Source organism: Blastococcus sp. SYSU D00813 (assembly GCF_054050735.1).
Map to the genome: position 1 here is coordinate 1 of NZ_JBJGZX010000066.1, position 11,473 is coordinate 11,473.

The following is an 11,473-nucleotide window of genomic DNA, read 5'->3' on the forward strand; positions in this document are numbered from 1 at the left end:
GCGCACCACCCGCCCGGCCCCCCCCCGCCCCCCCCCCCCCGCCCCCCCCCCCCCCCCGGCCCCGCCCCCCCCCCCCCCCCCCCCCGCGGCTGTACCGGCCGCTGGCCGAGGACGACGACCGCGTCGCCTACTGGGTCCACCACGTGCGCCTGGGCGTGCTGCTCACCGAAGTGGGCGGTGCCGCTGCCCTGGGCTACGCCGTGCTGACCCCCACGGCGGGACACCTGCACCCGGCGCTGCTCGTCGCCGCGGGCCTGGCCATCGCCGGCGCCCCGCTGCTGTTCCTCCTGCCGCTGGCCGAGATGATGCGTGACGCGCGTGGCCCGGCGCTGTTCTACGCCTGGAGCGCGGCCACGACCGTCCTGGTCGTCATCGGCACCCGCGTCGACGGCGGCGCCGACAGCCCGCTGATCTGCCTGCTCTTCCTCACGCTCGGGTTCATGTCCGCCGCCTTCCAGCCCGCCGGTGTGGTGTGCATGGGCGGTTTCATGGTCCTGGCCTACCTCGTGGTCGACGTCCTCCCCGAGCCCCGGACGGCCGGCCTGTTCGTCGCCGTCGTCATGGCGACCTTCACCATGCTGTGCGCCCTCGCGTCGGCCAACGTGTGGGAGTCCCACGACCGGCAGATGCTGCTGCTGCGCACGCACGAGACCCTGGCCGCCACCGACCCGCTGACCGGCTGCCTGAACCGGCGGGCCTTCCTGGACCGCCTGCACGCCGCGATCGGGGACGCCGCGGGACGGACGGTGGTGTGCCTGGTCGACCTGGACGGCTTCAAGGCCGTGAACGACCGGGACGGCCACGCGGCCGGCGACGCGGTGCTGCGCACGGTGACCGGGGCGCTGGGCGCAGCGGTGCGCGAGACCGACACGGTCGCGCGGCTCGGCGGCGACGAGTTCGCGGTCCTGGCCGGCGTCGCCGGGGCCGGGGACGCCGCCGCGCTGGCCGAGCGGATCCGCGACGGCGTGGCGCGTGCCGGCGCGGAGGTCGGCGTGACCGGCAGCGTCGGGCTCACCGTGGTGCGCGCCGGGGACGACGACCACGAGGTGCTGCTGCGGGCCGACCAGGCCATGTACCGGGCGAAGTCGGCGGGCGGGGACCGGGTCGGGGCCGCCGACACCCTCGCCGGCGGGCAGGATCCGAGGGTTCGTCACCCTGCGTGACAGCCTCGGGACCGTGCACCACACGGCGTGTCGTCTCGGCAACACGCCGTGAGGGTGCGACCGTGCTCGTCACGAGCCCAGGGACGACCCGGTGGACGGGCGTGCACCGCCCGTGCTATGGCCGCTGACCTGCGAAGAGTGTGCGCCACCGTCACGAACAGTCACATGTGACGCATCCGCCCCATCCGGGCTGGCGCGACCCGGGGGCCATCGTGCACACTGGTCGGGAGGCCCTGAGTCTCCGCTCGCTGAACACAGCCTGTCACCGAATCGATCGTCCGTTGGGGAAGACGAGACCGATCGAGTCGATGGAGGTACCCCGTGCAGCGACGGTCTACCCAGGGTGTCGTCTTCGTGCACGCGTGCCCGAAGGCGCTGTGCCAGCACGTCGAGTGGGCGCTCGAGCGCGTCATCGGCGCGCCGGTCTCCCTGTCGTGGGCCGACCAGCCCGCGGCGCACGGTTCCTACCGTGCCGAGGTGGCCTGGACCGGTTCTCCCGGGACGGGCGCCAAGCTGGTCGCCGCGCTGCGCGCGTGGCCGATGCTGCGCTTCGAGGTGACCGAGGAGGCCAGCCACGGCAACGACGGCGAGCGCATGTCCTACGTGCCCGGGCACGGGGTCTTCCGCGCGCCGACCAGCGCCAACGGCGACCTGATCGTCACCGAGCAGCAGCTGCGGCACCTCGCGGCCACGGCGACCTCGGCCGAGGCGTTCCGCCACGGGGTCGACCAGCTCCTGGGCGCGGCCTGGGACGCCGACCTCGAGGTCTACCGCCACGCCGGCGACGGCAGCCCGATCACCTGGCTGCACCAGGTGGTCTGAGCGGGCGGCCCACCGGGTCACGATCCGGTCGCGACGGGCTGAGGGCACCGGCCCCGCCGTCGTAGGCTCGCGGACAGATCGTCCGGGCGTCGTCGGGGAAGCGGCGCCCGGGCGGTCTTCTGCGTTCCGGGCCCGACGGACACGAGCGTCGTGCGCTCGGGGACCGTTCCCGAGCGCGAACGGTCCCCGAGCCCGCAGTGCCCGTGCGCTCGGCCTGCTACAGCGGGATGTTGCCGTGGGCGCCGCGGCCGGGCCGGGCCTCGGCCAGCGCGCGGACCAGCCGCCGGCGGGTGTGGGCGGGCTCCACGACCTCGTCCACGACACCGATCTCCAGCGCCCGGTTGACCCCGCCGGCGATCCGCTCGTGCTCGGCGGCCAGCTCGGCGTGCAGGGCCTCCCGCTCGGCGGGCGGGACGGCGGCGAGCTTCTTGCGGTGCAGGATGCCGACGGCGGCCTTGGCGCCCATGACCGCGACCTCGGCGCCCGGCCAGGCGAACACGGTGGTCGCGCCCAGCGAGCGGGAGTTCATCGCGATGTAGGCCCCGCCGTAGGACTTGCGGGTCACCAGCGTCACCCGCGGGACGACCGCCTCGGCGAAGGCGTGCAGCAGCTTGGCGCCGCGGCGCACGACGCCGTCCCACTCCTGCCCGACCCCGGGCAGGTAGCCGGGGACGTCGACCAGCACCACCAGCGGCACCCCGAAGGCGTCGCACATCCGCACGAAGCGGGCGGCCTTCTCCGCCGACGCGGAGTCCAGGCAGCCGCCCAGCCGCAGCGGGTTGTTGGCGATGACGCCGACCGTGCGTCCGGCCAGCCGGCCCAGGACGGTCACGACGTTGGGCGCCCAGCGCGGGTGCAGCTCCAGCCCCGGCTCGTCGAGCACCGCGGAGATCAGCGGCTTGACGTCGTACGCCCGCTGCTTCTGCTCCGGGAGCAGGGCCGCGAGGTCGACGTCGGGCTCGTCCTCGGCGGGGGCGAAGCCGCCCTGCCGGGCCAGCAGGTCGACGGCCTGCCGCGCGGTGGCCAGCGCGGCCGGCTCGGTGTCGGTGACCACGTGCACGACGCCGCTGCGCCGGCCGTGGGTGTCGGGGCCGCCGAGCGTCTCCTGGTCGACGTCCTCCCCGGTCACCGAGCGGACGACGTCCGGGCCGGTCACGAACACCCGCCCGGCCGGACCCATGATGACCAGGTCGGTGAGCGCGGGGCCGTAGGCGGCGCCGCCGGCGGCGGGCCCGAGCACCACCGAGATCTGCGGGACCCGGCCGGAGGCGCGCACCATCGCGGCGAAGACCTCGCCCACCGCGTGCAGCGCCGTGACGCCCTCGGCCAACCGGGCGCCGCCGGAGTGCCAGATGCCGACGACCGGCACCCGCTCGCGCAGGGCGGTGTCGATGGCGTCGACGATGTGCCGGCAGCCGTCCAGCCCCATCGCCCCGCCCATCACGGTGGCGTCGGTGCAGAAGGCGACCGCCGGGCTGCCGGCCACGGTGCCGCGCGCGGCCATGGCGCCGGAGGTGTCGCGGGCGGCCAGCAGGGTCATCGACCCCTCGTCGAAGAACCGGGCCAGCCGGTCCTGCGGGTCACGCGGGTCGGGGACGGTCAGGGTCGGAGCGGCGGAGAGCGTCGTCACGGGGTCCCCCCAGGAGGCTTCGTTCGAGCGGTTCGCGGCCCCGTCCAGAGGCTCGCCCCGAGCCTGCGAGGGGTGAGGGGGACGGGGTCCTTCGTCAGGCGGTGGTGAACACCAGCGCGATGTTGTGGCCGCCGAAGCCGAACGAGTCGTTGACCGCGGCGGTGAGCTGGGCGCGCCGCGGCTCGCGGCGGACGATGTCGAGCGCCTGGACGGCCGCGTCGTCGTCCGGGTCGTCGAGGTTGGCGGTGGCGGGCACGACCTGGTCGCGCAGCGCCAGGACGGTGAACACCGACTCCAGCGCGCCGGCCGCGCCGAGCAGGTGCCCGGTCTGGCTCTTGGTCGCGGTGACCAGCACGTGGTCGCCGAGCGCGTCGCGGATGGCCGCGGCCTCGGCGGTGTCGCCGACGGGGGTCGAGGTGGCGTGGGCGTTGACGTGCCCGACGTCGGTGGCGGACAGGCCGGCGTCGCGCAGGGCCGCGGAGATCGCGCGGGCGGCGCCCTCGCCCTCCGGGTGCGGCGCGACGAGGTCGTAGCCGTCGGCGGTGGCACCGGCGCCGGCCACCCGGGCGTGGATCGTGGCGCCCCGGGCGCGGGCGGCGTCGCCCCGCTCCAGCACCAGCGCGGCGGCGCCCTCGCCGAGGACGAAGCCGTCACGGCCCTTGTCGAAGGGCCGCGAGGCCCGCTCGGGCTCGTCGTTGCGGGTCGACATCGCCCGCATGGCGGCGAAGCCGGCCATCGGCAGCGGGTGGACGACGGCCTCGGCGCCGCCGACCAGCACCACGTCGGCGCGGTCGAACCGGAGGAGGTCCAGGCCCCAGCGGATCGCCTCGGCGCCCGACGCGCAGGCGCTGACCGGCGCGTGCACGCCGCCCTTGGCGCCGACGGCCAGACCGACGGCCGCGGCGGGCCCGTTGGGCATGAGCATCGGGATGGTGAAGGGGGAGACCCGCTTGGGCCCCTTCTCCTCCAGGACGTCGTCCTGGCCGAGCAGGGTCAGCGCCCCGCCGATCCCGGTGCCGAAGACGACGGCGATCCGCTCGGGGGCGACCCCGGCGTCGGCGGCGCCGGAGGCGTCCCACGCCTCCTGGGCGGCGACGACCGCGGCCTGCTGGCTGCGGTCCAGGCGCCGGGCCCGGACGCGGTCGAGCTTCCCCGCCGGGTCCTCGGCCATCCGGGCGGCGAGCTGGGCCGGGAACTCGGTGATCCAGTCGTCGGTGATCCGGCTGACCCCGGACCGCCCGGCCAGCAGCGCGTCCCAGGTGCTGGCGACGTCCCCACCGAGCGGCGTGGTGGCGCCGAGGCCGGTGACGACGACGTCGTCGTTCGTGCTCATGACGGGTCCTCCTGGGAGCGCGTGCGGGACCGGGCGGCCGGGGACCGGCTCAGCCGCGGTTGTTCTGGATGTAGGTGATGGCGTCGCCGACGGTCTTGATGTTGGCGAGCTCGTCGTCGGGGATGGCCACGCCGAACTTGTTCTCGACCTCGGTGGCGATCTCGACCATCGACAGCGAGTCGACGTCGAGGTCCTCGGTGAACGACTTCTCGGGGGTGGCGTCGGCGGGGGAGACCCCGGCGACCTCCTCCAGGATCTCGGCAAGACCAGCCTGGATGTCCTCGCTCACGCTGAGGTCCTCTCTCTCGTTCGTGCGTCGGCCCGGGGCGGTCCCGGTGCCGGCCCGGGGGGCCCGGGGGTCTGGGGGGTGGCGCCTAGGGCAGGCGCAGCACCTGGCCGGCGAAGGTGAGCCCGGCGCCGTACCCGAGCACCAGCGCCAGGTCACCGCTCTTCGCCTCGCCCGACTCGAGCAGCGCCTCCAGCGCCAGCGGGATCGAGGCAGCGGAGGTGTTCCCGGTCCGCACGATGTCGCGGGCGACGACCGTCTTCTCCGGGAAGCCCAGCCGCTTGTGCATCGACTCCACGATGCGCAGGTTCGCCTGGTGCGGCGCGAAGACGTCGATGTCGTCGACGGTGACGCCGGCGGCGGCCATCGCCTCCTCGAGGGTGGCGGTCAGCCGGGTCGTGGCCCAGCGGTACACGGCCTGGCCGGCCATAACCATCGTGCCCTTCCCGGCGACGATCTCGATCGCCGAGGCCTGGTCGCCGTCGCTGCCCCAGGCGACCGGCCCGATCCCCGGCTCGTCGGAGGCGCCGACCACGGCCGCCCCCGCGCCGTCGGCGAAGATCACCGCGGTGGCGCGGTCGGAGAGGTCCGTGACGTCGGTGAGCCGCTCGGCGCCGACGACCAGCACGTTGCGGGCCGCGCCGGCGCGGATGGCGTTGCTCGCCACCTCCAGCGAGTAGCAGAAGCCGGCGCACCCGGCGTTGAGGTCGAAGGCCCCGGGCCGCCGGATGCCCAGCCGGTGGGCGACCTGCGGGCCGATGCCGGGGATGGGGTGCCGCAGGCTGGCGCTGGCCAGGACGACCATGTCGACCTCGTCGGGCGCCAGGCCGCTGGCGGCCAGCGCCTTGCCGCCGGCGGCGACGGCCATCTCGACCAGCGTCTCGTCCTCCGACGCCCAGCGGCGCTCGGCGATGCCGACCCGGCTCTGGATCCACTCGTCGTTGGTGTCCATCACCTGGGCGAGCTCGTCGTTGGTGACCCGCCGCCGGGGGCGGTAGCCGCCGAACCCGAGGATCCGCGCGCCGGGGGCGCCCGTCTTCAGCTGGATGGTCGTCATGCCGGCACCTCCGGGTAGAGACGGGCGATCGGGTCACCGGCGTCGACCAGGTCGCCGTCGTGCACCAGCCACTCGGCCAGGACGCCGGCGTACCCGGCGGACACCCCGACCTCTTCGCGGCGGCTGCGGATGCAGCCCAGCGGGGCGCCGGCCGGGACGTGGGTGCCCTCGGCGATCTCGGCCGGGGCCACGGTGCCCCGCGCGGGGGCGACGACGACCCGCCAGTCGGGCGCGTACTGGGCCTCGGCCCGCCCCCGCTCGGCCTCGATGAGCTCGCGGGCGCGGTCGAGGTCGGCCGGGCCGCTGACGGCGAGCACCTCGATGCCGGCGCCCTTCCACTCGCGCTTGGCCAGGCCCGCCAGGGCCCCGGCCGGCGGGAGCTCGATGGCGGCGGTGACGCCGAGCTGGCGCATGGTGGCCAGGCACGCGTCGAAGCGCACCGGGCTGGTCACCTGGCTGACCAGCCGGGACAGCGCCTCGGCGCCGGTGGTCACCGCGGCGCCGTCGGCGTTGCTCAGCAGCAGCCGGCTGGGGTCGGCCGGGGTCAGGCCGCCGACCAGGCCCTCCAGCTGCTCGCGCGCCGGGGCCATGTACCCGGTGTGGAACGCGCCGGCGACCGGCAGCGGCAGCACCCGGGCCTTCGCGGGAGGGGCGTCCTTGAGCGCGGCCAGCCCCTCGAGCGGGCCGGCGACGACGGTCTGCCCGCCGCCGTTGAGGTTGGCCGCGACCAGGCCGTGCCGGTCGAGGGCGGCGGACAGCTCGTCGGGGTCCCCGCCGAGGACGGCCGACATGCCGGTCGGGGTGAGCGCGCAGGCGGCGGCCATCGCCCGGCCGCGGACGGCGGTCAGCGCGATCGCGGCCTCGACGCTCAGCACGCCGGCCAGCGCCGCGGCGGTCAGCTCGCCGACGCTGTGGCCGGTGATGACGACGTCCCGGCCAGCCTGCGGGGAGTGCCGCACCGGCCCGGGCAGCCCGCCCAGCTCGCGGGCGACGAACAGGCTCATCGCCACGACCAGCGGCTGGGTGACCGCGGTGTCCTTGATCGCCTCGGCGTCCCCGGTGGTCCCGAGGGTGAGGAGGTCGGCGTCGGCGACGGCGCCGGCCCAGCGGAAGAAGGACTCGGCGCCGGGGAGCGCGAGCCACTCGGTCAGCATCCCGGGCTTCTGCGCACCCTGTCCGGGGGCGAGGACGGCCAGCACGTCCTCCACCCTGTCAGGCGCGGGCCGCCGGTGCGGGTGGGGAGCGGAACGAAAGCACACCGGTGCCTTTTGGAGGGTTCCTACAGAGACCGCGCCCCGACAGGCCCCGTGAGCCGGTGCCCAGTGGTGGGGACCCGCAAAGGCCCCCTGTGTTCCCCACCACTCCCGAGCTCGCGGCGAGCCCCTGCAGAGGGGCCGTCAGTGCCAGAGGGAGCGCTCGCCCCCGAGCCGCGACAGGGCGAGGGCGACCTGCAGCGTCCAGCTGCCGCGGGGGTCGGTCGCCCAGTAGCCGGTGAGCTCGGCGGCCCGCTTGAGGCGGTAGCGGACGGTGTTCGGGTGCACGAAGAGGGCGCGGGCACTGGCCTCCAGGTTGCCGCCGCCGGCGAGCACCGCCCCCACGGTCTCCAGCACCTCGCCGCCGGCGGCCTGCAGCGGCAGCGCGACGCGCTCCTCCAGCGCGGCCCGGGCCAGCGGGTCGCCGTCCAGCGCGCGCTCGGGGAGCAGCGCGTCGGCCGCGCCCCGCCGCCGCGCCCCCCGCCACGCCGGCGCCGCCCCCCCCCCCCCCCCCCCCCCCGGCGCCCCCCCCCCCCCCCCCCCCCGCACCACCAACAACACCCCGACGACCACCGGGCCGGGCCCGAACTCGTCGGCGACCCGCTCGGCGACCGCGGACAGGTCCTCGGCGCCACCGAGGACGACGACGAGCTGCTCGGCGTGCACCCCGACCAGGACCTCGCTGCGCATCGAGCGCGCCGCGCGGCGGGCCCCCGCGTGCGCGTCCCGGTCCACCGGCGCGGCGCCGACCAGGACCGTCACCGGCGTGGTCACCGACCAGCCGAGGGCGGCGGCCCGCCCGGGCAGCTCCTCCGAGCGCTCCCCGCGGACCAGGGCGTCGACGACCAGCGCCTCCAGCCGCGCGTCCCAGGCGCCGCGGTCCTCGGCGAAGGTCGCGTAGACGTGCGCGGTGGCGAAGGCGACCTCGCGGCTGAACCGGAGCACGGCCATCCGCAGCGCGTCGGCGTCCCCGGCCTCCGCCACGTCGCGCACGTGGTCGTCGAGCACCTCGACGGTGAGCTTGACCAGGTCCACGGTCTGCTTCAGCGGCACCGCCCGCACCAGCTCGCGCGGGGCGGCGCCGAACACCTCGCCGGTGAGCCGCGGCGGCCGGTCGGGGTCGCGGCACCACTCGACGAGCGACGCGATGCCGGCCTGCGCCACCAGCATCACCCACGAGCGCTGGTCGGCCGGCATGGTGCGGAACCAGGGCAGCTGCTCGTCCATCCGCGCGACCGCCTGCGTGGCGATGGCGCCCGAGGCCCGCTCGAGGCGGCGCAGGGTCCCGGCCGAGGGCCAGGGCGCCGAGGGCGCTGCGGCGCGGTCGTCCACGCCGGCCAGCGTGTCACGCACCGAGGGCTCGGGGAGAGTGGGGCGGTGCAGATGACCACCTCCGACGTCCCGCTGCGGACCCGGCGGCGTGCGCTCGGCGCCGTCGTCGCCGGACTCGCGGTGCTCGTCGCGCTGGGGGTCGGCGTGCTCACCGACCTCGACGCGCAGGTCCGGCTGGACGACGCCGTCAGCACCGCCCTCTACGCCGGGGACGACCGGCCGGCGGCGCTCGACGTGCTGCTGGCGACGCTGACCGCGCCCGGCACGGCCTGGTTCCGCGCGCTGGTGCTCCTGCCCGTGGTGCTGTGGCTGGCGCAGCGGCGGCGGTGGCGGACGGTGCTGTGGGTCGTCGCCGCGGCCGCCCTCGTGAGCCCGCTGACGACCGGGCTCAAGGAGCTCGCCGGCCGGGCCCGCCCCGCGTTCGAGGACGGCGGCCTGGAGTACGGCAGCCTCAGCTACCCGAGCGGGCACTCGTCGGGCGTCGCGACGCTGGTCACGGTCGTGCTCGTGCTGGCCTGGCCGCGGCTGCGCGCCGGCGGCCGGCGGGCGCTGGTGGCCGCCGGGGGAGCGCTGGTCGTCCTCGTCGGGCTGACCCGGATGTGGCTGGGCGTGCACTTCCTGTCCGACGTCGTCGGGGGCTGGTCGCTGGGGGTGGCCTGGACGACGGGCGTGGCGCTGGTGCTCGGCGGGCTGCCCGGCGGCCCGGCCGCCCTGCCCGCGCGGGAGGAGGAGGAGCGGTGAGCGCGCTGGAGTCGCGGGTGCTGGTGGAGAACGCCGACGGGTCGCTGGGGCCGCTGCTGCGGGTGGCCGACGACCGGCTCGGCCCCGGCGCGGGCTACGGGGTGCACGCGCACCGCGCGGTCGACGTCGTCGCCGTCGTCCTGGCCGGCTCGCTGCGGCACCGGTGGGGCGGCGGCGCGGAGCTGGGTGCCGGCGACGTCGCCGTCCTGCGGGCGGGGGCCGGGCTGGCGCACGACGAGGTCGCCGGGGACGGCGGCGCGCGGGTGCTGCAGTGCTACCTGCGCACGGCCGACCCGGACGCCCCGCCGGCGCACGAGGTGGTCCGGGCGGCCGCGGGCTGGGTGGACCTCGGCCGGCCCGACGCGCGGCTGTGGGTCGGCGATGGACCGGCACCGGAGGGGCTGCGGCTGGCCGTGGGCACCGAGCCGGCGGGGGTGGGCGGGCCGGACGGCGGCCCGGTCGTGGTCTGGCAGCTCGACGCCGGCCGCCCCGCATGGGCCGACGCCTGACGGGCAGAGTGACGGGCATGTCGACTCCCGCCGACCTGCTCGCCGCCGCCGAGGCCGACGCCGACCGCACGGTCGACCTGCGCCGCCGCCTGCACCGCCAGCCCGAGATCGGCCTGCACCTGCCGCGGACGCAGGCCACCGTCCTGGAGGCGCTCGGCGGGCTGCCGGTCGAGCTGACCACGGGCCGCAGCACGTCGTCGGTGGTCGGCGTCCTGCGCGGCGCCCGGCCCGGCCCGACCTACCTGCTGCGCGGTGACATGGACGCCCTACCGGTGCAGGAGGACACCGGGCTGCCCTTCGCCTCCGAGGTGCCCGGCGTGATGCACGCCTGCGGGCACGACACCCACGTGGCGATGCTGCTCGGCGCCGCCCGGCTGCTGGCCGAGCGCCGCGACGAGATCGCCGGGCAGGTCGTGTTCATGGTGCAACCGGGGGAGGAGGGCTTCCACGGCGCCCGGTACATGCTCGAGGAGGGGCTGCTCGACGTCGTCCCGGAGGCGCCGGTGTCCGGAGCGTTCGCCCTGCACTCGTCGTCGACCCTGCCCAGCGGCACCGTGCACGTGCGCCCCGGCCCGATCATGGCCGCCGCCGACCAGTGGCGGCTGACGCTGCACGGCCGCGGCGGGCACGCCTCCGAGCCGGCGCGCGCCGCCGACCCGATCCCGGTGGCGGCGGAGATCGTGCTGGCGCTGCAGGCGATGGTCACCCGCCGCGTGCCGGTCACCGACCCCGCCGTCGTCACGGTCGCGCACATCGCCGCCGGGTCGACCAACAACGTGATCCCCGACAGCGCCTTCCTGGAGGGCACGATCCGCACGCTGTCGGCCGGCCGGCGCGCCGACGTCGTCGCCTCCGTGCGCCGGGTCGCCGAGCTCGTCGCCGCTGCGCACGACATGCCGGCCGAGTTCGTGCACGAGCCCGGCTACCCGGTGACCGCCAACGACGCCGGGGTCGCCGCGCAGGTGGCCGCCACCGCCGCCGAGCTGCTCGGGCCGGACAACGCGCCGCCGCTGGCCGAGCCGATGATGGGCGCCGAGGACTTCTCCTACGTGCTCGAGCGGGTGCCCGGCGCGATGGCGTGGATCGGCGCCCGGCCGGCCGGCGTCGACCCCGACGAGGCGCCGCCGAACCACTCGAACCTGGCCGTGTTCGACGAGGCGCCCCTCCCGGCCGGAGCCGCGCTCTACGCGCTGATGGCCCTCCGGGCCCTGGCCCCCTAGTGGGGGGGGGGGGGGGGGGGGGGGGGGGGGGGGGGGGGGGGGGGGGGGGGGGGGGGGGGGGGGGGGGGGGGGGGGGGGGGGGGGGGGGGGGGGGGGGGGGGGGGGCGGGGGGGGGGGGGGCGCGCCG

11 protein-coding genes are annotated in these 11,473 nt (G+C 76.9%); 5 read left to right on the plus strand and 6 right to left on the minus strand.

Translation table 11 applies throughout. From position 1 onward, the window contains the following. The first annotated feature begins 155 nt into the window (after positions 1–155). Positions 156–1,163 (plus strand): diguanylate cyclase domain-containing protein, encoded by a 1,008-nt coding sequence (locus ACI8AX_RS23300; protein WP_456552257.1) that lies wholly within the window; start codon positions 156–158, stop codon positions 1,161–1,163. A 321-nt stretch (positions 1,164–1,484) separates the two neighbouring features. Then, positions 1,485–1,985 carry a DUF3145 domain-containing protein gene (locus ACI8AX_RS23305; RefSeq protein WP_409330396.1) on the plus strand — a complete coding sequence of 167 codons (501 nt, stop codon included), beginning with the start codon at positions 1,485–1,487 and terminating at the stop codon, positions 1,983–1,985. A gap of 217 nt (positions 1,986–2,202) precedes the next feature. Here the strand turns inward: ACI8AX_RS23305 and ACI8AX_RS23310 are convergent, their stop codons facing one another. The 6 genes from ACI8AX_RS23310 to ACI8AX_RS23335 form a co-directional block, all read right to left on the minus strand. Further along, positions 2,203–3,615 carry an acyl-CoA carboxylase subunit beta gene (locus ACI8AX_RS23310; protein ID WP_456552258.1) on the minus strand — a complete coding sequence of 471 codons (1,413 nt, stop codon included), beginning with the start codon at positions 3,613–3,615 and terminating at the stop codon, positions 2,203–2,205. Positions 3,616–3,709: 94 nt separating this feature from the next. Continuing rightward, entirely contained in the window at positions 3,710–4,948 is a 1,239-nt protein-coding gene (locus ACI8AX_RS23315) for a beta-ketoacyl-[acyl-carrier-protein] synthase family protein (RefSeq protein WP_456552259.1), read from the minus strand. Between the two features lie 49 nt (positions 4,949–4,997). Beyond that, on the minus strand, positions 4,998–5,237 hold the full coding sequence (locus ACI8AX_RS23320) for an acyl carrier protein (RefSeq protein WP_456547539.1): 240 nt from the start codon (positions 5,235–5,237) through the stop codon (positions 4,998–5,000). Between the two features lie 85 nt (positions 5,238–5,322). Further along, the gene (locus ACI8AX_RS23325) at positions 5,323–6,291 is read right to left on the minus strand and encodes a beta-ketoacyl-ACP synthase III (protein WP_456552260.1); all 969 of its coding nucleotides are present in this window, start codon (positions 6,289–6,291) and stop codon (positions 5,323–5,325) included. Beyond that, positions 6,288–7,490, minus strand: a complete 1,203-nt coding sequence (locus ACI8AX_RS23330; protein WP_456552261.1) for an acyltransferase domain-containing protein — start codon at positions 7,488–7,490, stop codon at positions 6,288–6,290. The genes ACI8AX_RS23325 and ACI8AX_RS23330 overlap by 4 nt, the downstream gene beginning before the upstream one ends. A 198-nt stretch (positions 7,491–7,688) precedes the next feature. Beyond that, complete coding sequence (locus ACI8AX_RS23335; protein WP_456552262.1) at positions 7,689–8,876, minus strand: PucR family transcriptional regulator; 1,188 nt, start codon at positions 8,874–8,876, stop codon at positions 7,689–7,691. A 51-nt stretch (positions 8,877–8,927) separates the two neighbouring features. Here ACI8AX_RS23335 and ACI8AX_RS23340 point away from each other — a divergent pair, with 51 nt between their 5' ends. Genes ACI8AX_RS23340 through ACI8AX_RS23350 form a run of 3 tightly spaced genes read left to right on the plus strand, consistent with a single transcriptional unit; the run spans position 8,928 to position 11,346 of the window. Further along, a complete protein-coding gene (locus ACI8AX_RS23340) occupies positions 8,928–9,617 on the plus strand; it encodes a phosphatase PAP2 family protein (protein WP_456552265.1) in 690 nt (229 codons plus the stop codon). Continuing rightward, entirely contained in the window at positions 9,614–10,126 is a 513-nt protein-coding gene (locus ACI8AX_RS23345) for a pirin family protein (protein WP_456552263.1), read from the plus strand. Before ACI8AX_RS23340 ends, ACI8AX_RS23345 begins: the two co-directional genes overlap by 4 nt. Positions 10,127–10,143: 17 nt before the next feature. Continuing rightward, a complete protein-coding gene (locus tag ACI8AX_RS23350; protein WP_456552264.1) occupies positions 10,144–11,346 on the plus strand; it encodes a M20 metallopeptidase family protein in 1,203 nt (400 codons plus the stop codon). Positions 11,347–11,473 lie beyond the last annotated feature (127 nt).